General features: G+C 69.3%; 22 protein-coding genes and 1 pseudogene. 21 read left to right on the top strand and 2 right to left on the bottom strand.

Annotated features, from left to right (window positions below):
- Positions 1-28: 28 nt before the first annotated feature.
- Positions 29-2,572 carry a GTP pyrophosphokinase gene (relA, locus tag ACFYWX_RS20420; RefSeq protein ID WP_389425461.1) on the top strand — a complete coding sequence of 848 codons (2,544 nt, stop codon included), beginning with the start codon at positions 29-31 and terminating at the stop codon, positions 2,570-2,572.
- Between the two features lie 78 nt (positions 2,573-2,650).
- On the opposite strand, the gene ACFYWX_RS20415 is transcribed toward relA, so the two are convergent.
- Positions 2,651-3,880, bottom strand: a complete 1,230-nt coding sequence (locus ACFYWX_RS20415; protein ID WP_389425460.1) for a DUF349 domain-containing protein — start codon at positions 3,878-3,880, stop codon at positions 2,651-2,653.
- Between the two features lie 144 nt (positions 3,881-4,024).
- The gene (locus ACFYWX_RS20410) at positions 4,025-4,852 is read right to left on the bottom strand and encodes a peptidylprolyl isomerase (protein WP_389425459.1); all 828 of its coding nucleotides are present in this window, start codon (positions 4,850-4,852) and stop codon (positions 4,025-4,027) included.
- A 200-nt stretch (positions 4,853-5,052) separates the two neighbouring features.
- Between ACFYWX_RS20410 and ACFYWX_RS20405 the strand changes: the two genes are divergently transcribed.
- The 20 genes and pseudogenes from ACFYWX_RS20405 (at position 5,053) to nusB (ending at position 25,345) form a co-directional block, all read left to right on the top strand.
- The gene (locus tag ACFYWX_RS20405; protein WP_389425458.1) at positions 5,053-5,766 is read left to right on the top strand and encodes an MBL fold metallo-hydrolase; all 714 of its coding nucleotides are present in this window, start codon (positions 5,053-5,055) and stop codon (positions 5,764-5,766) included.
- 11 nt (positions 5,767-5,777) lie between these two features.
- Positions 5,778-7,040 (top strand): histidine--tRNA ligase, encoded by a 1,263-nt coding sequence (gene hisS / locus ACFYWX_RS20400; RefSeq protein WP_389425457.1) that lies wholly within the window; start codon positions 5,778-5,780, stop codon positions 7,038-7,040.
- A 163-nt stretch (positions 7,041-7,203) separates the two neighbouring features.
- Positions 7,204-7,860: a vitamin K epoxide reductase family protein gene (locus ACFYWX_RS20395; RefSeq protein ID WP_389425456.1), complete on the top strand. Its 657-nt coding sequence runs from the start codon at positions 7,204-7,206 to the stop codon at positions 7,858-7,860.
- 74 nt (positions 7,861-7,934) lie between these two features.
- Positions 7,935-9,290, top strand: a complete 1,356-nt coding sequence (locus ACFYWX_RS20390; protein ID WP_389425455.1) for a replication-associated recombination protein A — start codon at positions 7,935-7,937, stop codon at positions 9,288-9,290.
- A 302-nt stretch (positions 9,291-9,592) separates the two neighbouring features.
- The gene (gene rpsD / locus ACFYWX_RS20385) at positions 9,593-10,207 is read left to right on the top strand and encodes a 30S ribosomal protein S4 (protein ID WP_351919125.1); all 615 of its coding nucleotides are present in this window, start codon (positions 9,593-9,595) and stop codon (positions 10,205-10,207) included.
- A 203-nt stretch (positions 10,208-10,410) separates the two neighbouring features.
- Positions 10,411-10,845: a DUF948 domain-containing protein gene (locus ACFYWX_RS20380; RefSeq protein WP_389425454.1), complete on the top strand. Its 435-nt coding sequence runs from the start codon at positions 10,411-10,413 to the stop codon at positions 10,843-10,845.
- Between the two features lie 8 nt (positions 10,846-10,853).
- Positions 10,854-11,198, top strand: coding sequence for a hypothetical protein (locus ACFYWX_RS20375; RefSeq protein ID WP_389425453.1), 345 nt, complete (start codon positions 10,854-10,856; stop codon positions 11,196-11,198).
- Positions 11,198-13,870, top strand: coding sequence for an alanine--tRNA ligase (gene alaS, locus ACFYWX_RS20370; protein ID WP_389425452.1), 2,673 nt, complete (start codon positions 11,198-11,200; stop codon positions 13,868-13,870). Before ACFYWX_RS20375 ends, alaS begins: the two co-directional genes overlap by 1 nt.
- An 8-nt stretch (positions 13,871-13,878) precedes the next feature.
- Positions 13,879-14,343, top strand: coding sequence for a Holliday junction resolvase RuvX (ruvX, locus tag ACFYWX_RS20365; protein ID WP_389425451.1), 465 nt, complete (start codon positions 13,879-13,881; stop codon positions 14,341-14,343).
- A 123-nt stretch (positions 14,344-14,466) separates the two neighbouring features.
- On the top strand, positions 14,467-16,194 hold the full coding sequence (mltG, locus tag ACFYWX_RS20360) for an endolytic transglycosylase MltG (protein ID WP_389425669.1): 1,728 nt from the start codon (positions 14,467-14,469) through the stop codon (positions 16,192-16,194).
- Positions 16,195-16,213: 19 nt separating this feature from the next.
- Positions 16,214-16,408 carry a hypothetical protein gene (locus tag ACFYWX_RS20355; protein WP_389425450.1) on the top strand — a complete coding sequence of 65 codons (195 nt, stop codon included), beginning with the start codon at positions 16,214-16,216 and terminating at the stop codon, positions 16,406-16,408.
- An 18-nt stretch (positions 16,409-16,426) separates the two neighbouring features.
- On the top strand, positions 16,427-17,275 hold the full coding sequence (locus tag ACFYWX_RS20350) for a shikimate dehydrogenase (RefSeq protein WP_389425449.1): 849 nt from the start codon (positions 16,427-16,429) through the stop codon (positions 17,273-17,275).
- 1,118 nt (positions 17,276-18,393) lie between these two features.
- Positions 18,394-18,500: pseudogene (locus ACFYWX_RS20345) on the top strand (IS5/IS1182 family transposase); the annotation flags it as partial.
- Positions 18,501-18,589: 89 nt separating this feature from the next.
- Complete coding sequence (locus ACFYWX_RS20340; protein WP_389425448.1) at positions 18,590-18,943, top strand: hypothetical protein; 354 nt, start codon at positions 18,590-18,592, stop codon at positions 18,941-18,943.
- A 207-nt stretch (positions 18,944-19,150) separates the two neighbouring features.
- Entirely contained in the window at positions 19,151-20,335 is a 1,185-nt protein-coding gene (aroC, locus tag ACFYWX_RS20335; protein WP_389425447.1) for a chorismate synthase, read from the top strand.
- Positions 20,332-21,978 carry a 3-dehydroquinate synthase gene (aroB, locus tag ACFYWX_RS20330; protein WP_389425446.1) on the top strand — a complete coding sequence of 549 codons (1,647 nt, stop codon included), beginning with the start codon at positions 20,332-20,334 and terminating at the stop codon, positions 21,976-21,978. Before aroC ends, aroB begins: the two co-directional genes overlap by 4 nt.
- Before the next feature lie 215 nt (positions 21,979-22,193).
- Positions 22,194-23,048: a Pro-rich N-terminal domain-containing protein gene (locus tag ACFYWX_RS20325; protein WP_389425445.1), complete on the top strand. Its 855-nt coding sequence runs from the start codon at positions 22,194-22,196 to the stop codon at positions 23,046-23,048.
- A 135-nt stretch (positions 23,049-23,183) separates the two neighbouring features.
- The gene (locus tag ACFYWX_RS20320) at positions 23,184-24,290 is read left to right on the top strand and encodes an aminopeptidase P family protein (RefSeq protein ID WP_389425444.1); all 1,107 of its coding nucleotides are present in this window, start codon (positions 23,184-23,186) and stop codon (positions 24,288-24,290) included.
- Between the two features lie 51 nt (positions 24,291-24,341).
- Positions 24,342-24,908, top strand: a complete 567-nt coding sequence (gene efp / locus ACFYWX_RS20315) for an elongation factor P (protein ID WP_033532566.1) — start codon at positions 24,342-24,344, stop codon at positions 24,906-24,908.
- Between the two features lie 2 nt (positions 24,909-24,910).
- Positions 24,911-25,345, top strand: coding sequence for a transcription antitermination factor NusB (gene nusB / locus ACFYWX_RS20310; protein WP_389425443.1), 435 nt, complete (start codon positions 24,911-24,913; stop codon positions 25,343-25,345).
- Positions 25,346-25,563: the final 218 nt, after the last annotated feature.

Here is a 25,563-nt window from a genome sequence, read left to right as displayed (position 1 = left end):
GGACCCGGATCGCGCACGAGGAGTCCTCTTGCCAGACGAGGCCCAGCACCTGACCGCCGCCAAGCCCGAGCCCGCCCCGGGACCCGCGGCCAAGCCCGCGCCGAACGCGCCGCACGCGAAGAACGACAGCCGCGGGCCGGTCGAGCATGCCCAGTCCGCGCCCGTCGACAAGCCGGCCGAGCAGACGCGTCCCAAGCCGGCCCCGCCCGAGCGCTCCACGCCCGCGCCGCCCGCCGCGCGTCCGAACACCGGCCAGCCCGCCCGCTCCGGCTCCTCCAACCGCGTACGCGCCCGTCTGGCACGGCTCGGCGTCCAGCGCACCAACCCCTACAACCCGGTGCTGGAACCGCTGCTGCGGATAGTGCGCAGCAACGACCCCAAGATCGAGACGGCGACGCTGCGCCAGATCGAGCGCGCCTACCAGGTCGCCGAGCGCTGGCATCGCGGTCAGAAGCGCAAGAGCGGCGACCCGTACATCACGCACCCCCTCGCGGTGACCACGATCCTCGCCGAACTGGGCATGGATCCGGCCACCCTCATGGCGGGCCTGCTCCACGACACCGTCGAGGACACCGAGTACGGCCTGGAGGACCTGCGTCGCGACTTCGGCGACCAGGTCGCCCTGCTCGTCGACGGTGTCACCAAGCTGGACAAGGTCAAGTTCGGCGAGGCCGCCCAGGCCGAGACCGTCCGCAAGATGGTCGTGGCCATGGCCAAGGACCCGCGTGTCCTGGTCATCAAGCTCGCCGACCGCCTGCACAACATGCGCACCATGCGCTACCTCAAGCGCGAGAAGCAGGAGAAGAAGGCGCGCGAGACCCTCGAGATCTACGCGCCGCTCGCCCACCGACTGGGCATGAACACCATCAAGTGGGAACTGGAGGACCTCGCCTTCGCGATCCTCTACCCCAAGATGTACGACGAGATCGTCCGGCTGGTGGCCGAAAGGGCACCGAAGCGTGACGAGTACCTGGCCGTAGTGACCGACGAGGTCCAGGCCGACCTGCGCGCCGCCCGCATCAAGGCGACCGTCACCGGCCGGCCCAAGCACTACTACAGCGTCTACCAGAAGATGATCGTCCGCGGCCGTGACTTCGCGGAGATCTACGACCTGGTGGGCATCCGCGTCCTCGTCGACACCGTCCGCGACTGCTACGCGGCCCTCGGCACGGTGCACGCGCGATGGAACCCGGTCCCCGGCCGGTTCAAGGACTACATCGCGATGCCCAAGTTCAACATGTACCAGTCGCTGCACACGACGGTCATCGGCCCCAACGGCAAGCCCGTCGAACTCCAGATCCGCACGTTCGACATGCACCGCCGCGCCGAGTACGGCATCGCCGCGCACTGGAAGTACAAGCAGGAGGCCGTCGCCGGCGCCTCCAAGATCCGTACCGACGCGCCGAAGACGTCCGGCAAGGGCAAGGACGACCACCTCAACGACATGGCGTGGCTGCGCCAGTTGCTCGACTGGCAGAAGGAGACCGAGGACCCGGGCGAGTTCCTGGAGTCCCTGCGCTTCGACCTGTCCCGCAACGAGGTCTTCGTCTTCACGCCGAAGGGCGACGTCATAGCCCTGCCGGCCGGGGCCACGCCGGTGGACTTCGCCTACGCGGTTCACACGGAGGTCGGCCACCGGACCATAGGAGCGCGGGTCAACGGCAGGCTCGTCCCGCTCGAGTCCACCCTGGACAACGGAGACCTGGTGGAGGTCTTCACCTCCAAGGCGGCCGGCGCGGGCCCGTCCCGCGACTGGCTGGGCTTCGTCAAGTCACCGCGCGCCCGCAACAAGATCCGTGCCTGGTTCTCCAAGGAGCGCCGCGACGAGGCGATCGAGCAGGGCAAGGACGCGATCGCCCGGGCGATGCGCAAGCAGAACCTGCCGATCCAGCGCATCCTCACCGGTGACTCGCTGGTCACGCTCGCGCACGAGATGCGCTACCCGGACATCTCCTCCCTGTACGCGGCGATCGGCGAGGGCCATGTGGCCGCGCAGAACGTCGTGCAGAAGCTGGTGCAGGCTCTCGGCGGCGAGGAGGCGGCCACCGAGGAGATGGACGAGGCGGTCCCGCCGTCCCGCACCCGCGGCCGCAAGCGGCGCAGCAACCAGGACCCCGGCGTCGTGGTCAAGGGCGTCGACGACGTGTGGGTCAAACTGGCCCGCTGTTGTACGCCCGTCCCCGGCGACCCGATCATCGGATTCGTCACGCGCGGTAGCGGAGTATCGGTTCACCGCAGCGACTGCGTCAACGTGGAGTCACTGTCCCGCGAACCCGAGCGCATCCTCGACGTCGAATGGGCGCCCACCCAGTCCTCGGTCTTCCTGGTCGCCATCCAGGTCGAGGCCCTGGACCGCTCCCGGCTCCTCTCGGACGTCACCCGCGTCCTGTCCGACCAGCACGTCAACATCCTCTCCGCGGCCGTCCAGACCTCCCGCGACCGCGTCGCCACCTCCCGCTTCACCTTCGAGATGGGCGACCCGAAGCACCTCGGCCATGTGCTGAAGGCCGTGCGGGGCGTGGAGGGCGTCTACGACGTGTACCGCGTGACATCGGCGCGCAGGCCGTCGTAGCGGGCCCCACACACGCGAGAGGCCCCCGTACACGAGGTACGGGGGCCTCTTCGTCGGCCTCGACGGCTGGGGCAGGTGTCAGCCGCCGAACTCGTGCAGGCCCTTCAGCGCCTGGTCGAGAAGCGCCTGACGGCCCTCGAGCTCACGCTCCAGCTTCTCGGCCCGCGCGGTGTTGCCCTGCGCCCGCGCGGTCTCGATCTGGCCCCGCAGCTTGTCCACGGCGGCCTGGAGCTGGCCGGTCAGCCCCGCGGCACGCGCGCGTGCCTCCGGGTTCGTCCGGCGCCACTCGCCCTCCTCGGCCTCCTGGATGGCCCGCTCGACGGAGTGCATCCGGCCCTCGACCTTCGGCCGGGCGTCCCTCGGGACATGACCGATGGCCTCCCAGCGCTCGTTGACCGAGCGGAAGGCGGCACGGGCGGCCTTGAGGTCCGTGACCGGGAGGATCTTCTCGGCCTCCTCGGCCAGCTCCTCCTTCAGCTTCAGGTTCTCGGCCTGCTCGGCGTCCCGCTCGGCGAAGACCGAGCTGCGGGCGGCGAAGAAGACGTCCTGGGCGCCGCGAAAGCGGTTCCACAGGTCGTCCTCGTGCTCGCGCTGGGCGCGGCCCGCCGCCTTCCACTCCGCCATCAGCTCGCGGTAGCGGGCGGCCGTCGGGCCCCAGTCCGTCGAGTTCGACAGCGACTCGGCCTCGGCGACCAGCCGCTCCTTCGTCTTGCGGGCCTCCTCGCGCTGCGCGTCCAGCTGCGCGAAGTGCGCCTTGCGGCGCTTGGAGAACGCCGACCGCGCGTGCGAGAAGCGGTGCCACAGATCGTCGTCCGACTTGCGGTCGAGCCGCGGCAGCCCCTTCCAGGTGTCCACCAGGGCACGCAGCCGCTCGCCGGCCGCCCGCCACTGGTCGGACTGGGCCAGCTGCTCCGCCTCGGTGACGAGGTCCTCCTTGGCCTGCCGCGCCTCGTCGGACTGCTTCGCCCGCTGAGCCTTGCGCTCCTCGCGCCGCGATGCGACCGTCTCGACGAGCTTGTCCAGCCGCTTGCGCAGCGCGTCCAGGTCACCGACCACGTGGTGGGCGTCCACCTGCTCGCGAATATGGTCGATGGCGGCCTGGGCGTCCTTCGCCGACAGGTCGGTGGTCTGCACTCGCTTCTCGAGGAGGCCGATCTCGACAACCAGGCCCTCGTACTTGCGCTCGAAGTAGGCCAGCGCTTCCTCGGGGGAGCCTGCCTGCCAGGAGCCGACGACCTGCTCGCCGTCGGCCGTACGCACGTACACGGTCCCCGTCTCGTCGACGCGGCCCCACGGGTCGCTGCTCACAGCGCCTCCTCCACATGATGCCTGCGAAGGGGCTTCGGCGCCCCCGGCATCGTCCACAGTTTCGTCACGGCCAACATAGGCGACCAGCGGGTTGCCTGTCCGCATCCAGCGCGACCGAAATTGCGCGGTCGGCCGTCCTGGGCGTCAGGACTTCTTGACCGTCGCCTTGTTGATCACGACCGTCGCGTTCGGGGCCCCGTCACCGGCGCCGGTGCTCTCGCCCGCGGCGGCGATCTTCTTCAGGACGGTCATACCCGATTCGGAAACGGTACCGAACGGTGTGTAGCTGGGCGGAAGCTGACTGTCCTGGAACACGAGGAAGAACTGGCTGCCTCCGGTGTGCGCCTGCCCGGTGTTCGCCATCGCGATCGTGCCTGCCGGGTAGACGTTGTCCTTGAGGCTCTTGTCCTTCAGGTTCTCGTCCGGAAGCGTGTAGCCGGGACCGCCGCTGCCGCTGCCCGTCGGGTCGCCGCACTGCAGCACATAAATGTTGTTCGTGGTGAGCCGGTGGCACTTCGTGTGGTCGAAGTAGCCCTTGTTCGCCAGGAAGTCGAACGAGTTCACCGTGTGCGGGGCCGCCGACGTCTTCAGCGCGATGTCTATGTCACCGCACGTCGTGGCCAGCTTCATCGTGTACTTCGCCGACTTGTCGATGGTGAGCGCCGGCTCCTTCTTCCAGCTCTGCGTCTTGACCTTGCCGGCGGCGGGCTTCTCGCACGGGTCCTTCGCGGCGCTGGGGGAGGGCTCCGCGCTCGGACTGGCGCTGGCGCTCGCGTTGGCCTTGTCGTCGCCGTCGTCCTTGAGGACCCCGGTCGTGTACAGCGCCAGGCTTCCGATCAGGATCACGCCGAGCACCGACGCGATCACCGAGTTGCGCACGCGCGCCTTGCGCCGCGCGGAAGTGCGCCGCTGCTGCTGCCGCAAGAACTTCTCCCGCGCGAGCTGACGCTTCCGCTGTTCCTGGGTGACCACCGGGTTCTCTCCTCATGCGTCTCGTACGTCGACTGGGACGCGCGCGTCTTGTGAGCCGACCGCCTACGTGTGCCCCGTACCGTATATGGGTTCGCTGAGGAATCGGCAGCGCCGGTAGTCTCTGACCACAGGCGAAGCCCGTCGGAGCCCCTGCGAGGGCATCGACAAGCCCTCCCGTATCGACACAACGAAGGACGATCGTGCTCATTGCCGGGTTCCCCGCCGGGGCCTGGGGGACGAACTGTTATCTCGTCGCCCCCGCCGCCGGTGAGGAGTGCGTGATCATCGACCCGGGCCACCAGGCGGCCCCCGGAGTCGAGGAAGCGATCAGGAAGCATCGGCTCAAGCCCGTCGCCGTCGTCCTCAGCCACGGCCACATCGACCACGTGGCCTCGGTCGTCCCGGTGTGCGGCGCGCACGACGTACCGGCCTGGATCCACCCCGAGGACCGCTACATGATGAGCGACCCCGAGAAGGCGCTCGGCCGGTCCATCGGGATGCCGCTGATGGGTGAACTCACCGTGGGGGAGCCGGACGACGTCAAGGAGCTGACCGACGGCGCGCGGCTGGAACTGGCCGGTCTGGAACTGTCCGTCGCGCACTCGCCCGGCCATACCAAGGGGTCGGTGACGTTCCGGATGCCCGAGACGGCGGAGATCCCGTCGGTCTTCTTCTCGGGCGATCTGCTCTTCGCCGGCTCCATCGGACGCACCGACCTGCCCGGCGGTGACATGGCCGAGATGCTCGACTCGCTGGCCCGCGTGTGCCTGCCGCTCGACGACTCGACCGTGGTGCTGTCCGGCCACGGCCCCCAGACGACCATCGGCCAGGAGCGCGCCACCAACCCGTATCTGCGGCAGGTGGCCGCCGGCCAGGGAGCGGGTACGAACACCCCTCCCCGACGAGGAATGTGACGAGACTTCCCGTGAGCACCTTCAAGGCCCCCAAGGGCACGTACGACCTTCTGCCGCCCGATTCCGCCAAGTTCCTCGCCGTCCGCGAGGCGATCGCCTCGCCGCTGCGCAACTCCGGTTACGGCTACGTCGAGACGCCCGGCTTCGAGAGCGTCGAGTTGTTCGCGCGCGGTGTCGGCGAGTCGACCGACATCGTGACCAAGGAGATGTACGCCTTCGAGACCAAGGGCGGCGACAAGCTGGCCCTGCGTCCCGAGGGCACGGCCTCCGTGCTGCGCGCGGCTCTGGAGGCCAACCTGCACAAGGCGGGCAACCTGCCGGTCAAGCTCTGGTACTCCGGCTCGTACTACCGCTATGAGCGCCCGCAGAAGGGCCGCTACCGCCACTTCTCCCAGGTCGGTGCCGAGGCCATCGGTGCCGAGGACCCGGCCCTGGACGCCGAGTTGATCATCCTGGCCGACCAGGCGTACCGCTCGCTGGGCCTGCGCAACTTCCGGATCCTGCTGAACAGCCTGGGCGACAAGGAGTGCCGTCCGGTCTACCGGGCCGCTCTCCAGGACTTCCTGCGCGGCCTGGACCTCGACGAGGACACGCTGCGCCGGGCGGAGATCAACCCTCTGCGGGTCCTGGACGACAAGCGCGAGTCGGTCCAGAAGCAGCTCGGGGACGCCCCGCTGCTGCGCGACTACCTCTGCGACGCCTGCAAGACGTACCACGAGGAGGTCCGCGAGCTGATCACCGCGGCGGGCGTCGCCTTCGAGAACGACCCGAAGCTGGTCCGCGGCCTGGACTACTACACCCGCACCACCTTCGAGTTCGTCCACGACGGCCTGGGCTCCCAGTCCGCGGTGGGCGGCGGCGGCCGCTACGACGGCCTGTCGGAGATGCTCGGCGGCCCGGCACTGCCGTCGGTGGGCTGGGCGCTGGGCGTCGACCGCACGGTCCTGGCCCTGGAGGCGGAGGGCGTCGAGCTCGAACTCCCCGCGTCCACCACGGTGTTCGCCGTCCCGCTGGGCGAGGAAGCCCGCCGCATCCTGTTCGCCAAGGTCACCGAGCTGCGCAAGCTCGGTATCGCGGCGGACTTCTCCTACGGCGCCAAGGGCCTCAAGGGCGCCATGAAGAACGCCAACCGCAGCGGGGCCCGCTTCACGATCGTCGCCGGCGAGCGCGACCTCGCCGAGGGCGTCGTCCAGCTCAAGGACATGGAGTCCGGCGAGCAGACGGCGGTCGGCGTCAACGAGATCGTGGCGGAACTGGAATCCCGTCTGGGCTAGTCGCTCCTCCGGGTGACAGGGCGCCGGGTGCCTTGCTGGTACCCGGCGCCTTCGGCGTTCTCCGGCCCGGTATTTATGCCGAGCGAACGGTGAGCGCACGCGCGCGTGCGGCACAATGGCCCTGTCCGGAGAAGGTCCACTCGCAAGCGACGGAATCGGCGTGATGAGCAAGACGACAGTCAAAGACGTCTCCACCGAGCCGGAGCCGGAACGTGCGCCCGCGGCGCCGCGGACGGTGGGCGGCAGCCGTGCCTTCGCGCTGATGCTGGTGATCACCGGCGCGGCCGGCCTGCTCGCCGCGTGGGTCATCACGATCGACAAGTTCAAGCTGCTCGAGGCCAAGGTCGAGGGCAAGAGCTTCATTCCGGGCTGCAGCCTGAACCCCGTGGTCTCCTGCGGCAGCGTGATGGAGAGCAAGCAGGCCGCCGCCTTCGGCTTCCCGAACCCGATGCTCGGCCTGGTCTGCTACGGCATCGTCATCTGCGTCGGCATGAGCCTGCTCGCCCGCGCCCGCTTCCCGCGCTGGTACTGGCTCACCTTCAACGCCGGCACGCTCTTCGGCGTGAGCTTCTGCGCCTGGCTGATGTTCCAGTCCCTGTACCGGATCAACGCCCTGTGCCTGTGGTGCTCCCTGGCGTGGGTCGCGACGATCATCATGTTCTGGTACGTGACGTCGTTCAACGTCCGCAACGGCTTCCTCCCCGCGCCGCGCTGGCTGAAGAGCTTCTTCGGCGAGTTCACCTGGGTCATGCCGGTGCTGCACATCGGCATCATCGGCATGCTGATCCTCACCCGCTGGTGGGACTTCTGGACCAGCTGACGCCCGGATTCGGCCGTACGCACCGACCATCCGGCCCGGACCGGATTGTCAGTGCGGTGTTTTAGGGTTTCAGCGTGGAGCCCGACCTGTTCACCGCCGCAGCAGAAGAACGCCAGGAGAAGGACCCGACCGGCAGCCCCCTGGCGGTCCGGATGCGCCCGCGCACCCTCGACGAGGTGGTGGGCCAGCAGCACCTGCTGAAGCCGGGCTCACCCCTGCGCCGTCTGGTCGGCGAGGGCGCCAAGGGTCCCGCGGGTCCCTCCTCGGTGATCCTCTGGGGCCCGCCCGGCACCGGCAAGACGACCCTGGCGTACGTCGTCTCCAAGGCCACCAACAAGCGCTTCGTCGAACTCTCCGCGATCACCGCCGGCGTCAAGGAGGTCCGCGCGGTCATCGAAGGCGCCCGCCGCGCCACCGGTGGCTACGGCAAGGAGACGGTCCTCTTCCTGGACGAGATCCACCGCTTCAGCAAGGCCCAGCAGGACTCCCTCCTCCCGGCCGTCGAGAACCGCTGGGTGACGCTGATCGCGGCGACCACGGAGAACCCGTACTTCTCCGTCATCTCGCCCCTGCTCTCCCGCTCCCTCCTCCTCACCCTCGAACTCCTCACCGACGACGACCTGCGCGGCCTGCTGCACCGGGCCCTGGCCGACGAACGCGGACTCGCCGGCGCCGTCACCCTCCCCGAGGACACCGAGCACCACCTGCTGCGCATCGCCGGCGGCGACGCCCGCCGCGCCCTGACCGCGCTGGAGGCCGCCGCCGGGGCCGCGCTCGACAAGGGCGAGACCGAGATCGGCCTGACGACGCTGGAGGAGACCGTCGACCGGGCCGCCGTGAAGTACGACCGCGACGGCGACCAGCACTACGACGTGGCCAGCGCCCTGATCAAGTCCATCCGCGGCTCCGACGTGGACGCCGCCCTGCACTACCTGGCCCGGATGATCGAAGCCGGCGAGGACCCCCGCTTCATCGCCCGCCGCCTGATGATCTCCGCCAGCGAGGACATCGGCCTCGCCGACCCGAACGCGCTGCCCATCGCGGTCGCCGCCGCCCAGGCCGTCGCCATGATCGGCTTCCCCGAGGCCGCGTTGACCCTCAGCCACGCCACCATCGCCCTCGCCCTGGCGCCCAAGTCCAACTCCGCGACCACGGCGATCGGCGCCGCCATGGACGACGTACGCAAGGGACTGGCCGGACCCGTTCCGGCACACCTGCGCGACGGGCACTACCAGGGCGCCGCCAAGCTGGGGCACGCGCAGGGGTACGTGTATCCGCACGACCTGCCCGAGGGGATCGCCTCCCAGCAGTACGCGCCGGACGCCATCAAGGAGCGCGAGTACTACGCCCCGACCCGGCACGGCGCCGAGGCGCGGTACGCGGACGCCGTGGAGTGGACCAGGAAGCACCTCGGTCGCAGGCGGTCCTGAGCACCCTGTAGACTCACCCGAAGTGCTGAGTCCTGTGCAGTCAGAACGGGACAGACAGCCGGAGCTCCGGTCCTCGGATCGGCTCCAGGAGCGTCGCGCACCGTCGAACGGTGTCGCGGGCAGCCCACCACCACCCGAGGTTCCGGGAGCGGTCGGTGGGCCACTCGCGTGCTGCACGTATGTGCCCAGACCAGGGGAGCGGCTGCCCGACAGGTCCCATGCGGACCCGGCGGGAATTCCCCGGCTGCGGATGCGACCTCCCTCAACCCTGACAAGCCGTAACAAGGAAATGAGACAGGACAGTGGCGAACCAGTCCCGCCCCAAGGTCAAGAAGTCGCGTGCCCTCGGCATCGCGCTGACCCCGAAGGCCGTCAAGTACTTCGAGGCCCGCCCCTACCCGCCGGGTGAGCACGGCCGCGGCCGCAAGCAGAACTCGGACTACAAGGTCCGTCTGCTTGAGAAGCAGCGTCTGCGCGCGCAGTACGACGTGTCCGAGCGTCAGCTCGTCCGCGCCTACGAGCGTGCCTCCAAGGTCCAGGGCAAGACCGGTGAGGCCCTGATCATCGAGCTCGAGCGCCGTCTCGACGCGCTGGTCCTGCGTTCGGGCATCGCCCGCACCATCTACCAGGCCCGTCAGATGGTCGTCCACGGCCACATCGAGGTCAACGGCCAGAAGGTCGACAAGCCGTCCTTCCGCGTCAAGCCCGACGACGTCGTGATGGTCCGCGAGCGCAGCCGCGAGAAGACCCTCTTCTCCATCTCCCGTGAGGGTGGCTTCGCCCCCGACGGCGAGACCCCGCGCTACCTCCAGGTGAACCTCCGCGCCCTGGCCTTCCGCCTGGACCGTGAGCCGAACCGCAAGGAGATCCCGGTGATCTGCGACGAGCAGCTCGTCGTCGAGTACTACGCCCGCTGATCACCAGCCGGACGTAGCACCACGCACCACCTCGGCCCGCCGTCTCCCCGCCCTTCCCGGGCGGGCGAGGCGGCGGGCTTGTGCGTACCCGCCGCGCGGGCGCCTAATCCGGTACGGAGCCGCACCCCCGGCGCGATAGGCTCGGTGCACGACTTTCTCGAAGTAGACCGATGTAGAGGCACGTTTCAGGGAGCGGGTGCGCAGTGTCCGGTGGAGAGGTGGCCGGGATCCTGGTGGCCGTCTTCTGGGCGATCCTGGTCTCCTTCCTCGCGGTGGCCCTCGCGAGGCTGGCCCAGACGCTCAGGGCGACCACCAAGCTCGTGGCGGACGTGACCGACCAGGCCGTCCCGCTGCTGGCCGACGCCTCCGCGGCGGTGCGCTCCGCGCAGACCCAGATCGACCGGGTCGACGCGATCGCGTCGGACGTCCAGGAGGTCACGTCGAACGCGTCCGCGCTGTCGACGACCGTCGCCTCCACCTTCGGCGGCCCCCTGGTCAAGGTCGCCGCCTTCGGCTACGGCGTGCGCCGGGCCCTCGGCGGCCGCAAGGACGACGTGCCCGCCAAGGCGCCCCGCAGCACCGTGATCGTGGGCCGCACGGTCACGGCCTCGCGGTGGGGCAAGCGGAAGAAGGACTGAGCGAACCGATGTTCCGCCGTACGTTCTGGTTCACCACGGGCGTCGCCGCCGGTGTGTGGGCCACCACCAAGGTCAACCGCAAGCTGAGGCAGCTGACCCCCGAGAGTCTCGCCGCGACGGCGGCCAACAAGGCGCTCGAGACGGGTCACCGGCTCAAGGACCGCGCGGTGGGCTTCGCGCTCGACGTCCGCGACAACATGGCCCAGCGGGAGGCCGAGCTGGGGGACGCGCTCGGGATCACCAACGACCCCGAACTCCCGGCGCCGCGGCGGTACGCCGCCATCGAGAACCGCAACGACCCGAAGTACATCGACGACACGACGTACTCGTACAACCGGAATGAGGACCACTGATGGAGTCGGCTGAGATCCGCCGCCGCTGGCTGAGCTTCTTCGAGGAGCGCGGGCACACCGTCGTCCCTTCGGCGTCGCTCATCGCGGACGACCCGACTCTGCTCCTCGTCCCGGCCGGCATGGTGCCCTTCAAGCCCTACTTCCTGGGCGAGGTCAAGCCGCCCTTCGCGCGCGCCACCAGCGTGCAGAAGTGCGTGCGCACGCCCGACATCGAAGAGGTCGGCAAGACCACCCGCCACGGCACGTTCTTCCAGATGTGCGGCAACTTCTCCTTCGGCGACTACTTCAAGGAAGGCGCCATCAAGCACGCCTGGGAGCTGCTCACCACGCCCCAGGACAAGGGTGGTTACGGCCTGGAGCCGGAGAAGCTCTGGATCACCGTCTACAAGGACGACGACGAGGCCGAGCGCATCTGGCACGAGGTGGTCGGTGTGCCGCAGGAGCGCATCCAGCGCCTCGGCATGAAGGACAACTACTGGTCCATGGGCGTCCCCGGCCCCTGCGGCCCCTGCTCCGAGATCAACTACGACCGCGGCCCCGAGTTCGGCGTCGAGGGCGGCCCCGCCGTCAACGACGAGCGGTACGTGGAGATCTGGAACCTCGTCTTCATGCAGTACGAGCGGGGTGAGGGCATCGGCAAGGACAACTTCGAGATCCTCGGCGAGCTCCCGAGCAAGAACATCGACACGGGCCTCGGCATGGAGCGCCTCGCCATGATTCTGCAGGGCGTGCAGAACATGTACGAGATCGACACCTCCATGGCCGTCATCAAGAAGGCCACCGAGCTGACCGGCGTGGCCTACGGCGAAGCCCACGACTCGGACGTCTCCCTGCGGGTGGTCACCGACCACATGCGCACCTCCGTGATGCTCATCGGTGACGGCGTCACCCCGGGCAACGAGGGCCGCGGCTACGTGCTGCGCCGCATCATGCGCCGCGCCATCCGCAACATGCGTCTGCTCGGCGCCACCGGCCCGGTCGTCAAGGACCTCATCGACACCGTCATCGGGATGATGGGGCAGCAGTACCCGGAGCTGGTCACCGACCGCGAGCGCATCGAGAAGGTCGCCCTCGCCGAGGAGAACGCCTTCCTCAAGACGCTGAAGGCCGGCACCAACATCCTCGACACCGCCGTCACCGACACCAAGCAGTCCGGCGGCACGGTCCTCGCCGGCGAGAAGGCCTTCCTGCTCCACGACACCTGGGGCTTCCCGATCGACCTCACCCTCGAGATGGCCGCCGAGCAGGGGCTGTCCGTGGACGAGGAGGGCTTCCGCCGCCTGATGAAGGAGCAGCGGGAACGCGCCAAGGCCGACGCCCAGGCCAAGAAGACCGGCCACGCCGGTGCCGGTGCCTACCGCGAGATCGCCGACAAGGCCGGTGCCACCGACTTCATCGGCTACTCGAACACCGAGGGCGAGACCACGATCGTCGGCATCCTCGTCGACGGCGTCTCCTCCCCGGCCGCCACCGAGGGCGACGAGGTCGAGATCGTCCTCGACCGCACCCCGTTCTACGCCGAGGGCGGCGGCCAGATCGGCGACACCGGCCGTATCAAGGTCGACACGGGTGCCGTCATCGAGATCCGCGACTGCCAGAAGCCGGTCCCCGGGGTGTACGTCCACAAGGGCGTCGTCCAGGTCGGCGAGGTCACCGTCGGTGCCACGGCCCAAGCCTCGATCGACTCCCGTCGCCGCACGGCCATCGCCCGCGCCCACTCGGCCACGCACCTCACGCACCAGGCCCTGCGCGACGCCCTCGGCCCGACGGCCGCCCAGGCCGGCTCCGAGAACCAGCCCGGCCGCTTCCGCTTCGACTTCGGCTCGCCGTCCGCCGTTCCGACGGCCGTGATGACCGACGTCGAGCAGAAGATCAACGAGGTGCTCGCCCGCGACCTCGACGTCCGCGCCGACGTCATGGGCATCGACGAGGCCAAGAAGCAGGGCGCCATCGCCGAGTTCGGCGAGAAGTACGGCGAGCGCGTCCGGGTGGTCACCATCGGCGACTTCTCCAAGGAGCTGTGCGGTGGCACGCACGTGCACAACACCGCCCAGCTGGGCCTGGTGAAGCTGCTCGGCGAGTCCTCCATCGGCTCCGGTGTGCGCCGTATCGAGGCCCTGGTCGGTGTCGACGCCTACAACTTCCTGGCCCGTGAGCACACGGTCGTCGCCCAGCTCCAGGAGCTGATCAAGGGCCGCCCGGAGGAGCTCCCGGAGAAGGTTTCGGCCATGCTCGGCAAGCTGAAGGACGCCGAGAAGGAGATCGAGAAGTTCCGCGCCGAGAAGGTGCTCCAGGCCGCCGCCGGGCTCGTCGAGTCCGCCCAGGACGTCCGCGGTGTCGCCCTCGTCACCGGCCAGGTCCCGGACGGTACGACCCCCGACGACCTGCGCAAGCTGGTCCTCGACGTGCGCGGCCGCATCCAGGGCGGCCGGGCCGCCGTGGTGGCCCTGTTCACCGTGAACAACGGCAAGCCGCTGACGGTCATCGCCACCAACGAGGCCGCCCGTGAGCGCGGTCTCAAGGCCGGCGACCTGGTCCGCACGGCCGCCAAGACCCTCGGCGGCGGTGGTGGCGGCAAGCCGGACGTCGCCCAGGGCGGTGGCCAGAACCCGACCGCCGTCGGCGAGGCCGTCGAGGCCGTCGAGCGTCTCGTGGCGGAAACGGCCAAGTGAGCCAGCCGATGAGGAAGGGCCGTCGGCTCGCGATCGACGTCGGGGACGCCCGTGTCGGGGTCGCCTCGTGCGACCCCGACGGGATCCTCGCCACCCCGGTGGAGACGGTCCCGGGACGGGACGTTCCCGCTGCTCACCGTCGGCTGAAGCAGCTCGTCGAGGAGTACGAGCCGATCGAGGTCGTCGTCGGTCTGCCTCGCTCCCTCAAGGGGGGCGAGGGCCCGGCCGCGGTAAAGGTTCGTGGCTTCGCGCAGGAGCTGGCGAGGGGCATCGCACCGGTCCCGGTCCGCCTCGTCGACGAGCGGATGACGACCGTGACGGCCAGTCAGGGACTGCGCGCCTCAGGGGTGAAGACGAAGAAGGGCCGGTCGGTCATCGACCAGGCAGCCGCTGTGATCATCCTTCAGCAGGCGCTCGAATCCGAACGGGTGTCAGGTAAAGCACCCGGAGAGGGCGTCGAAGTGGTCATCTGATCGCGATACGGTAACGTTCCGCGCGATGCGGTGGTGTTCGAACAGCCGCCGCACAAAGAGAGGCGAGACGGGAGCCGGGGCGTGAATGCCGAGCGACCGCCGCCTCGCGGCTCTAGGGGATCGATGACTGAGTATGGCCGGGGCCCAGGCTCCGAACCGTGGCATCCGGAGGACCCGTTGTACGGGGACGGCGGATGGGAAGGGCAGCAGGCCCACATGGGTCAACAGCCTGCCTACGGCGGCCAGCAGCAGCACCACTATCCGCAGCAGCCGCAGCAGCCGGGATACGGCGACTGGGGCGACGGCCAGCAGGCCGCCTACGGTCAGGCGCAGCAGCACCAGTACGACCCGCAGCACCACCAGCAGCACTACGACCCCCAGCACTACGCGGCTCAGGGACAGGGACAGCAGCCCTACGACCAGGGTGGCTGGGGTGACGGCACCGGCGCGCAGCCGCACGTCCCGTACCCCGCCGACCCGGTGGACCCCTACGGACAGCAGCCCGTCGGCCACGGCGCCGAGCAGTCCGACTTCTACGGCACACAGGACGCGTATCCACCGCCGGAGCCGCCCGGCCGCCGCCGCGCCGAGCCGGAGCCCGAGACCGACTGGGACCCGGGGCCCGACCAGGGCGAGCACGCCTTCTTCGCGGGCGGCGACGAGGACGACGAGAGCGACGAGCCGGGGGACCGCCGAGGGCGCGGCGACCGGCGCGGTCGCGGTGACAAGGCCGGCAAAGGCGGCAAAGGGAAGGGCAAGGGCAAGGGCAAGAAGGGTCGCAACGGGGTTGCCTGCCTGGTGGTCGTGCTCGTCTTCGGCGGCGGCATCGCCGGCGTCGGCTACTTCGGCTACCAGTTCTACAAAAATCGTTTTGCCCCGGCGCCCGACTACGCGGGCACCGGTACCGGCGAAAAGGTGACGATCAACATTCCGGAAGGCGCTTTTGGCTCTGTAATCGGCCGGAAGTTGAAGGCGGCTGGCGTCGTCAAGAGCGTCGACGCCTTCGTTTCCGCGCAGTCGCAGAATCCCGATGGGGACAAGATTCAGGCGGGTGCCTATATCCTCAAGAAGCACATGTCCGCCGCCAGTGCCGTCGCAATGATGCTCGACGGTAAGAGCCAGGCCAATGTGCTGGTCGCTCCGGGGTGGCGCAACGTTCAGGTGTACAAGGTGATCGACGAGAAACTCGAACTTGCCTCGGGCACCACCCAGAAGGTCGCCGAGAAGGAGTACAAAAGCCTCGGTCTGCCGAATTGGGCGAACGACAACAAGGACATAAAGGAGCCGCTGGAGGGCTTCCTCTGCCCGGGCACCTATCCCGCCGCCAAGGGAATGAAGCCCGAGACGGTCCTGAAGGAGATGGTGTCGCGTGCCAACGAGGCGTACGGCAAGTACGACCTTGAGGCGAAGGCCCGGGAACTCAAGCTGGAGAGTCCGCTGCAGGTCATCACGGTCGCCAGCCTCGTCCAGGCCGAGGGTAAGACCCACGACGACTTCCGCAAGATGGCGGAGGTGGTCTACAACCGGCTCAAGCCCACGAACACCGAGACCAACCAGAAGCTGCAGTTCGACTCGACCTTCAACTACCTGAAGAACGAGAGCAACATCAACATCAGCGAGTCCGAGATCAACAGCAATCAGGACCCGTACAACACGTACACGCAGAAGGGGCTCCCGCCCGGGCCCATCGGCAATCCCGGTGACGACGCGCTGAAGGCGACACTGAATCCGACGAACGACGGCTGGATCTACTTCGTGGCAACCGACGGCGAGAACAAGACCGAATTCGCCAAGACGTACGCGGAATTCCAGCGGCTCAAGGACAAGTTCAACGAAGCGGCCGCGAACTGAGTCCAGCCGGTCTGCGATCATGACATCCGAACACCGAGGGACCACCGCGACCTGGGCGAAAGTCCTGGCCGTGGTGGCGTTCGCGGCGCTGGCGTTGGTCGTGTGGGCGATGATCGAAATCGGCTCGCCGGAGGGCACGATACCGGGGAGCAAGCCCTCGCGGACCACACCGGGCGCGACGCGGAGCGCTTCGCCGCCGCCCGCGTCGCCCTGAGACGAAGGGTGAGAATCAATGAGCGACACAGCGCACATGGAGCGTGCCGGGCGGCGCCGGGCCGCCGTGCTCGGCAGCCCCATCGCCCACTCCCTCTCCCCGGTGCTGCACCGTGCCGCGTACCGGGAACTGGGGCTCGTGGACTGGTCGTACGACCGCTTCGAAGTCGACGAGGCTGCCCTGCCCGGGTTCTTCGAGCGGCTGGACGACACGTGGGCGGGACTGTCGCTGACGATGCCTCTGAAGCGGGCCGTGATTCCGCTGCTCGACGAGATCAGTGAGACGGCGACCTCCGTCGAGGCGGTCAACACGGTCGTGTTCACCGAGGACGGCCGCCGCGTCGGAGACAACACCGACATCCCCGGCATGGTGGCCGCCCTGCGCGAGCGCGGCATCGAACAGGTCGACACGGCGGCGATCCTCGGCGCCGGCGCCACCGCCTCCTCAGCCCTGGCCGCGCTGGCCAGGATCTGCACCGGCGAGGTTGTCGCCTACGTCCGCAGCGAGGCCCGCGCCGCCGAGATGCGGCAGTGGGGCGAGCGGCTCGAGGTCGAGGTGAGCATGGCTGACTGGGCAGACGCGGCCGAGGCCTTGAACTTCCCACTTGTCGTTGCCACCACTCCTGCCGGTACGACAGACGCGCTAGCCCGTGTCGTGCCTGAGAAGCCCGCGGCGCTCTTCGACGTGCTATACGACCCCTGGCCGACCGAGCTCGCCGCTCGCTGGTCGATGACTGGCGGGGCCGTCATCAGCGGCTTCGACCTGCTGGTGCACCAGGCGGTGCTGCAGGTCGAGCAGATGACGGGATGTCCGTCGGTTTCGTCGACAGCCATGCGCCGTGCATTGCGACTGAACGAAAAGGGCTGAGGGGGTAAGCCCAACACAGGGCAATAGACTTCTCGGCGGAGCGTCAGGTGAGTGGGGTCTCTCTTGCCGATCAGTAGCGTATCGGTGCATGTAAGCCAGGCAGGAATTCTCTAGCGCGAAATATTGTCTTGCATTTTTATGGGCTGGGGAGAGGAGTGGACACTCCTCTCCCCAGCCCTCACGCGATAGTTAGAGCGTCGGCGATCCTGACAGCTCCCAAGGGCTCCGCATTCCCTTACCGTCGTTATTGATGTCATAGTTTACTTTTCCGTCGGCCGTGTATCCGGTGCCGGAGTGGTATGCGGTGATGCAGTTATATGTCCCGCTGTAATTATTGTTAACTGGCCCTGTGATATTGCAGGCACTTGTTTCGATCCATGCGTCATTTCTCTCAAGTCGCGCAATTACCTCGAGCCAGTCGTAGTCATTAACCTCTCCGTTCCCGTGAAGCCATTCAAAAGTGAGCACCGCACGGCTGGAGCTACCGGTACGCTGTACGCAGGGCGTCACCCAGAGGTCAACATTGACACCAGGAGTGTCGGGACTTAAATGCTGCGTAGATCCGCACTTCTGTACATCGTAGGCGCTGGCGGGAGCGCTTAGGGCGACGATCCCAGTTACGGAGATGAATGAGGCTATGGCGGCGTGGGTGACCTTGCGGGACAAATTCATGTGAACTTCCTCGGTTCTGTCGGTGGACGGTCATATGTAACCCTAAATGATGGCTTCCTGCTCTGCAACGTCAGATTTGCGTCTCGTACATAAGGACTCTATTGCGTCTGTGCTTTATCGAGGCATTGGGGTTATGGGTGATGAAATAGTTAGTTCGGTGCTTAAGGTGCAGTTCGTCGCAATTTTGCCGCCGTAACCGCGGTCCAGTTGCGGTGGAAGGCGTGCGGCGCGGGATTGATGCCGTCGTCGCCCAACGATTGGGCCGCCGCCGCGGGTGATCGAGTGCACGATCCCGTGGATGTCTGGCTACCACGGGTCTCGCTGCAGTCCTGTGCTGCTACAAGTGACTCCTCCGCTTCACTAGAGGGGACGCGGTCTTGCAGCCGCCTCACGCAATGAGGTGGGTTGGTTCTGGGGGGCCGTGTCCAGGGCGCGGGTTCACCGCGCTCGAGCCGCTGCTACCACGGCGTGAACGACGCTTCCGGTATTGGGCCGGAAGCCGTTGCCGAACCGGGAGGTGCTGTGCGGGATCCTGTATGTGCTGCACACCGGGCGAACACGCGCTCGAGGCCCGGTAGGATCCGCTGCTGTTCCGCAGGGGGCGGAACTGTAGCGGGGGCCATACCAGGGGGGTAACCACTCATGACCACAGCTGTGCCACTCGCGTCCGGAAAGGGCGAGATCTTCGAGATCGTCCTGAAATTCATGCCGGACTGGATTCAGGTGCCCGTGCTGTGCCTGATCATCGGGATCGTCGTCCTGTCGTGGCTCCTCAAGCTGAAGCGCTGGATCTCCCGCCGGCGCGCGGTGCGGTCCGGTGCGTCGGCCGTCGCGGTGGCGCAGCAGGGGCACGGACAGGGACGGGGCGCGGACTATCTCGGCCAGTACGCCCCGCAGCAGCCCCAGCAGCCCCAGCAGTCTCGGGAGCCGAGTGGTGCCGACTTCCTCGGCTCGTACGCGCCGCAGCAGCAGCCCCAGCGCGACGGTTCCGCCTGATCCGCGTGACCGGCTCGCAGTCGTCCCGCCGTGAGCCCCTCGTGTCCGTCCGCGCGTCCGCCCTGTGGACCGGCGGCCGGTTCCGCGGGACGGACGTGGGAGGATCGGAGGTGGCGGGCCAGGGTCGCGCACCCGGTCGCGCCGTCGCCGTACGCGATGACGCGCGTACGCAGGGCAGCAGCAGGGCGCGGATACTGAGGAGCACCGTTGAGCAGGTTGCGCTGGCTGACCGCGGGGGAGTCCCACGGTCCCGCACTCGTGGCGACGCTGGAGGGCCTTCCCGCCGGCGTGCCGATCACCACGGAGATGGTCGCCGACCATCTGGCACGGCGGCGGCTCGGCTACGGTCGCGGTGCGCGGATGAAGTTCGAGCAGGACGAGGTCACCTTCCTCGGCGGGGTGCGGCACGGCCTCACCATGGGATCGCCGGTCGCGATCATGGTGGGCAACACCGAGTGGCCCAAGTGGGAGCAGGTCATGGCGGCCGACCCCGTCGACCCCGACGTGCTCGCGGGCCTCGCCCGCAACGCGCCGCTGACCCGGCCCCGGCCCGGCCACGCCGACCTCGCCGGTATGCAGAAGTACGGCTTCGACGAGGCCCGGCCGATCCTCGAGCGCGCCTCGGCCCGGGAGACCGCGGCCCGGGTGGCGCTCGGCGCGGTGGCCCGTTCGTACCTGAAGGAGACGGCCGGGATCGAGATCGTCTCGCACGTCGTCGAACTGGCTGCCGCGAAGGCGCCGTACGGCGTGTACCCGACCCCCGCCGACGTCGAGAAGCTCGACGCCGACCCGGTGCGCTGCCTGGACGCCGACGCGTCGAAGGCGATGGTCGCGGAGATCGACCAGGCCCACAAGGACGGCGACACCCTCGGCGGCGTGGTCGAGGTGCTGGCGTACGGCGTGCCGGTGGGCCTCGGCTCGCACGTGCACTGGGACCGGAAGCTGGACGCCCGGCTGGCCGCCGCCCTCATGGGCATCCAGGCGATCAAGGGCGTCGAACTCGGCGACGGCTTCGGCCTGGCGCGGGTGCCCGGCTCGAAGGCCCACGACGAGATCCTCACCACACCCGAGGGCATCAAGCGGGCGACCGGCCGCTCCGGCGGCACCGAGGGCGGACTCACCACCGGTGAGCTGCTGCGCGTCCGGGCCGCGATGAAGCCGATCGCCACCGTGCCCCGCGCCCTGCAGACGGTCGACGTCGCCACGGGCGAGCCCGCGCAGGCCCACCACCAGCGCTCCGACGTCTGCGCCGTGCCCGCGGCCGGGATCGTCGCCGAGGCCATGGTCGCCCTCGTCCTCGCCGACGCGGTCGCGGAGAAGTTCGGCGGTGACAGCGTCACCGAGACCGGCCGCAACGTACGGTCCTACCTCGACAACCTCACCGTCCGATGAGCGCTCCCCTGGTCGTGCTGGTCGGCCCCATGGGGGTCGGCAAGTCCACCGTGGGCGAGCTGCTGGCCGAGCGGCTCGGCGTCGGCTACCGGGACAGCGACGCCGACATCGTCGCCGCGCAGGGCCGGCCCATCGCCGACATCTTCGTCGAGGAGGGCGAGCCCGCCTTCCGCGCGCTGGAGAAGGAGGCCGTACGGCAGGCCCTCGCCGGGCACGACGGCGTCCTCGCCCTCGGCGGCGGTGCCATCCTCGACGCCGACACGCGGGAGTTGCTCGTCGGCCGGCGCGTCGTCTACCTCTCGATGGACGTCGAGGAGGCGGTCAAGCGCACCGGCCTCAACGCGGCCCGGCCGCTGCTCGCCGTCAACCCGCGCAAGCAGTGGCGCGAGCTGATGGAGGCGAGGCGGCACCTCTACGAGGAGGTCGCCACGGCTGTCGTACCGACGGATGGCCGGACGCCCGAAGAGGTCACCCAAGCCGCCCTGGACGCACTGGAGTTGAAGACTGCATTTCCCGGGGGACAACCCCCGGACCCCCGGCCGGAGGACATCATGGCTCAGCAGGTGACAAGGATCAGGGTAGGCGGCAGCGCGGGCTCCGAGCCCTACGAGGTTCTGGTCGGCCGTCAGCTGCTCGGTGAACTCGGCGGGCTGATCGGTGACAAGGCCCAGCGGGTCGCCGTCATCCACCCGGAGTCGCTCGCGGAGACCGGCGACGCGCTCCGCGCCGACCTGGCCGAGCAGGGCTACGAGGCCGTCGCCATCCAGGTGCCGAACGCGGAGGAGGCCAAGACCGCCGAGGTCGCCGCCTACTGCTGGAAGGCGCTCGGCCAGTCCGGCTTCACGCGCACGGACGTCGTCGTGGGCGTCGGCGGCGGTGCGACCACAGACCTCGCCGGCTTCGTCGCCGCGACCTGGCTGCGGGGCGTGCGCTGGATCGCCGTCCCCACCACCGTCCTGGCCATGGTCGACGCGGCCGTCGGTGGCAAGACCGGTATCAACACCGCCGAGGGCAAGAACCTGGTGGGCGCCTTCCACCCGCCCGCCGGCGTGCTGTGCGACCTGGCCGCGCTGGAGTCGCTGCCGGTCAACGACTACGTGTCCGGTCTGGCGGAGATCATCAAGGCCGGCTTCATCGCCGACCCGGTGATCCTCGACCTCATCGAGGCCGACCCCGAGGCCGCCCGCACCCCGGCCGGCCGGCACACCGCCGAGCTCATCGAGCGCTCCATCAAGGTCAAGGCGGACGTCGTCTCCTCCGACCTGAAGGAGTCCGGCCTGCGGGAGATCCTCAACTACGGCCACACGCTCGCCCACGCCATCGAGAAGAACGAGCGCTACCAGTGGCGGCACGGCGCCGCGGTCTCGGTCGGGATGCACTTCGCCGCCGAACTGGGCCGCCTCGCGGGTCGGTTGGACGACGCCACGGCCGACCGCCACCGCACGGTCCTGGAGTCGGTGGGCCTGCCCCTGCACTACCGCTACGACCAGTGGCCCAAGCTCCTGGAGGCCATGAAGGTCGACAAGAAGTCCCGCGGCAACATGCTCCGCTTCATCGTCCTCGACGGTCTCGCCAAGCCGACCGTCCTGGAGGGCCCCGACCCGGCGGTCCTGCTGGCCGCCTACGGCGAAGTCGGCCAGTAAGTCCCCTCACGCGGGCTTCCGCCCGACTCGCCTCCCACCACGGGCACTTGGTGCCGCCCTCGACCGTTCTCAAAACAACGGCCGGGGGCGGTACCGTTCGGACGAGGCCCCTGCCACGCCCTTTAGGGTGTGGCAGCAAGCGGGTTCACCCCCGCTGCCGGCGTCAATGGCCTGCGGCGAACCGAGCCCAGAAGAACGAGACGGAGTGGCACCGGATGCAGCACGCAGTGGGGTCTCCGCTGCCGCAGCCCCCTCAGCCGGGGCACGGTCCGGCCGCCGGTTGGTCGCCGGCCGCACACCACCCGGGTTCGCACCACCCGGGCCCGCCCCAAGGGCCCGCCCCCGTGCCCCCGCCGCCCCCGGGCTTCACCGGACCGCCGCCCACCGCGCCGCCCGTGCCCCCCGCCCCGCACCCCCCGGCCCCCGACACCACGGGCCACGTCCCGCTCCCGCCGGGCGGCCCGGTGGCAGCGCCCAGCGCACCGCCCACCCCGGCCGCGCCCGACCCGACGACCACCACCCTGGCCGTCCTCCTGATCGGCCCCGCGGGCGCCGGCAAGACGAGCGTCGCCAAGTACTGGGCCGACCACCGACGCGTCCCCACCGCGCACATCAGCCTCGACGACGTCCGCGAATGGGTCCGCTCCGGCTTCGCCGACCCCCAGACGGGCTGGAACGACCACTCCGAGGCGCAGTACCGCCTCGCCCGCCGCACCTGCGGCTTCGCCGCCCGCAACTTCCTCGCCAACGGCATCTCCTGCATCCTCGACGACGCCGTCTTCCCCGACCGCCCCGTGGTCGGCCTCGGCGGCTGGAAGCGACACGTCGGCCCCGGCCTCCTCCCCGTCGTCCTCCTGCCGGGCCTCGAAATCGTCCTGGAACGCAACGCGGAACGCTCCGGCAACCGCCGCCTCACCGACGAGGAGGTCGCCCGCATCCACGGCCGCATGGCCGGCTGGTACGGCTCCGGCCTCCCCATCATCGACAACTCCCAGCTGGACGTCCCACAAACGGCCCAGATCCTGAACGACGTCCTGGCAAGATCGATCGCAAGCCCCCCAAACTGGTAGGCACAGGGAACTGCAGCCCCCAGGGGCGCGGGGAACTGCGCGAACGCCCCCACCGGCGGACAGCCGACGATCAACAGTTGCCCCACTCGGCCCCCTCGACCGGCGCTTCCCCCGCGGAGCTCATACGCTCGGCTCATGTCAGAGGTGTACGCGGCCCGCCGGACGCGGCTACGGGAGCGCTGCAACGCGGGCGGCAGCGCGGCGGCGCTGGTCTCCCGTCCCGCCAACGTGCGGTACCTCGCGGGCATTGCCCCGCGCGGTGCCGTCCTGCTGCTGGGAAAGCGCGAGGATCTGCTGGTGAGCGCGGGCCCGCCGAACGACCGGCCCGCCGAAGGTCGCCTCGACGAGGCGCTACGAGTCCACAGCCTGCCCCGAGCCGGAGGTGACGCGGCCGTCGCGGCCGCCGACCTCGTCGTGGCCCAGGGCGCCGACTCCCTGGCCCTGGAGGAACACCACCTGACGGTGGCCCGCCACCGGGCCATCCGCTCCGTCGTCCCCGGGCTGCGTCTCGCCGACCTGGGCGGTGCGGCCGAGCAGCTGAGGGTGGTGAAGGACGAGGAGGAGATCTCCTGCCTGCGCATCGGCGCCGAGATCGCCGACCAGGCCCTCGGGGAGCTGCTCGAATCCATCCTCGTCGGCCGTACCGAACGGCACCTCGCCCTGGAACTGGAGCGCCGTCTCGTCGACCACGGCGCCGACGGGCCCGCCTTCCCCACCTCCGTCGCGACCGGCCCGAACTCCGGCCGCCGGGGCCACCGCCCCACCGACCGCCGGGTCGAGGAGGGCGACTTTCTCTCCGTCTGCCTGGGGGCGACCTATCGCGGCTACCGCTGCGAGATCGGCCGTACCTTCGTCATCGGTACGTCGCCCGCGGACTGGCAGATCGAGCTGTACGACCTCGTCTTCGCTGCCCAGCGCGCCGGACGGGAGTCCCTCGCACCCGGCGCCGCCTACCGTGACGTGGACCGCGCGGCGCGCCAGGTGCTGGACTCGGCGGGGTACGTGGAGGGCCTCCCCGAACTGACTGGTCACGGCGTCGGACTCGAAATCGACGAGGACCCGCAGTTGGGTCCCGCGGCCATGGGTAAACTGGACGCTTGCGTGCCTGTCACCGTCGAACCGGGAGTCCACCTCCCGGGCCGGGGCGGTGTCCGGATCGATGACACGCTCGTCGTACGCCCCGAGGCGGACGGCGGACCCGAGCTACTCACCATCACGACCAAGGAGCTGCTCGCACTATAGGCAGGTGCGTGCCCCGGGGTCGTCCACGTCAGTCCAGGAGATTCCGCAACCGTGGCTTCCACGAACGACCTCAAGAACGGCCTGGTGCTCAAGCTCGAAGGCGGCCAGCTCTGGTCCGTCGTCGAGTTCCAGCACGTCAAGCCCGGCAAGGGCCCGGCCTTCGTGCGCACCAAGCTGAAGAACGTGCTTTCCGGCAAGGTCGTCGACAAGACGTTCAACGCCGGCGTCAAGGTCGAGACGGCCACTGTCGACAAGCGCGACATGCAGTTCTCGTACATGGACGGCGAGTACTTCGTCTTCATGGACATGGAGACCTACGACCAGCTCATGGTCGACCGCAAGGCCGTGGGCGACGCCGCCAACTTCCTTATCGAGGGCTTCACGGCCACCGTCGCGCAGCACGAGGGCGAGGTGCTCTTCGTCGAGCTGCCCGCCGCCGTCGAGCTCGTGATCCAGGAGACCGAGCCGGGTGTCCAGGGCGACCGCTCCACCGGTGGCACCAAGCCCGCCACCCTGGAGACCGGCCACCAGATCCAGGTCCCGCTCTTCATCACCACCGGTGAGAAGATCAAGGTCGACACCCGCACGAGCGACTACCTCGGCCGGGTGAACAGCTAACCGTGGCTGCCCGCAACACGGCCCGCAAGCGTGCCTTCCAGATCCTTTTCGAGGGCGACCAGCGCGGGGCCGACGTCCTGACGGTCCTCGCGGACTGGATCCGGCTCTCCCGGGCCGACACCCGGCAGCCGCCCGTGAGCGAGTACACGATGCAGCTGGTCGAGGGCTACGCGGCACACGCGAAGCGCATCGACGAGCTGATCGCGCAGTACTCGGTCGGCTGGACGCTCGACCGGATGCCGGTCGTCGACCGCAACATCCTGCGCCTGGGCGCCTACGAGCTGATCTGGGCCGACGAGACCCCGGACGCCGTCGTCCTCGACGAGATGGTGCAGCTGGCGAAGGAGTTCTCCACGGACGAGTCGCCCTCGTTCGTCAACGGCCTGCTCGGCCGTCTCAAGGAGCTCAAGCCCTCGCTGCGCCGAGATGAGGCATAGGTAGCGGTACAGCAGCCCAGCGGTACGACAAGAATGCCGGAGGGCCCGCAGCGTCACGTCTGCGGGCCCTCCGGTGTTCCCGTGTCACTCCCGTACCCCTGGGGCCCCACAGGCCCGCAGAACGCCGCCGGGGGGGGGGGGGGGGGGGGGGGGGGGGGGGGGGCCCCGCGGCCGGGGGGGGGGGGGGGGGGGGGGGTGGGGGGGGGGGGCGCGGCGGG

The sequence above is a fragment of the Streptomyces sp. NPDC002888 genome, assembly GCF_042888465.1.
GTDB lineage: Bacteria > Actinomycetota > Actinomycetes > Streptomycetales > Streptomycetaceae > Streptomyces.
This window is presented reverse-complemented; position numbering and strand designations above follow the sequence as displayed.

Bases quoted from the DNA above. Each gene is read 5' to 3' on its own strand.
- ACFYWX_RS20395 (WP_389425456.1), top strand. From the start codon at position 7,204: ATGAGCAAGACGACAGTCAAAGACGTCTCCACCGAGCCGGAGCCGGAA.
- ACFYWX_RS20375 (WP_389425453.1), top strand. From the start codon at position 10,854: ATGTTCCGCCGTACGTTCTGGTTCACCACGGGCGTCGCCGCCGGTGTG.
- alaS (WP_389425452.1), top strand. From the start codon at position 11,198: ATGGAGTCGGCTGAGATCCGCCGCCGCTGGCTGAGCTTCTTCGAGGAG.
- ruvX (WP_389425451.1), top strand. From the start codon at position 13,879: ATGAGGAAGGGCCGTCGGCTCGCGATCGACGTCGGGGACGCCCGTGTC.
- mltG (WP_389425669.1), top strand. From the start codon at position 14,467: ATGACTGAGTATGGCCGGGGCCCAGGCTCCGAACCGTGGCATCCGGAG.
- ACFYWX_RS20355 (WP_389425450.1), top strand. From the start codon at position 16,214: ATGACATCCGAACACCGAGGGACCACCGCGACCTGGGCGAAAGTCCTG.
- ACFYWX_RS20350 (WP_389425449.1), top strand. From the start codon at position 16,427: ATGAGCGACACAGCGCACATGGAGCGTGCCGGGCGGCGCCGGGCCGCC.
- ACFYWX_RS20340 (WP_389425448.1), top strand. From the start codon at position 18,590: ATGACCACAGCTGTGCCACTCGCGTCCGGAAAGGGCGAGATCTTCGAG.
- aroB (WP_389425446.1), top strand. From the start codon at position 20,332: ATGAGCGCTCCCCTGGTCGTGCTGGTCGGCCCCATGGGGGTCGGCAAG.
- ACFYWX_RS20325 (WP_389425445.1), top strand. From the start codon at position 22,194: ATGCAGCACGCAGTGGGGTCTCCGCTGCCGCAGCCCCCTCAGCCGGGG.
- ACFYWX_RS20320 (WP_389425444.1), top strand. From the start codon at position 23,184: ATGTCAGAGGTGTACGCGGCCCGCCGGACGCGGCTACGGGAGCGCTGC.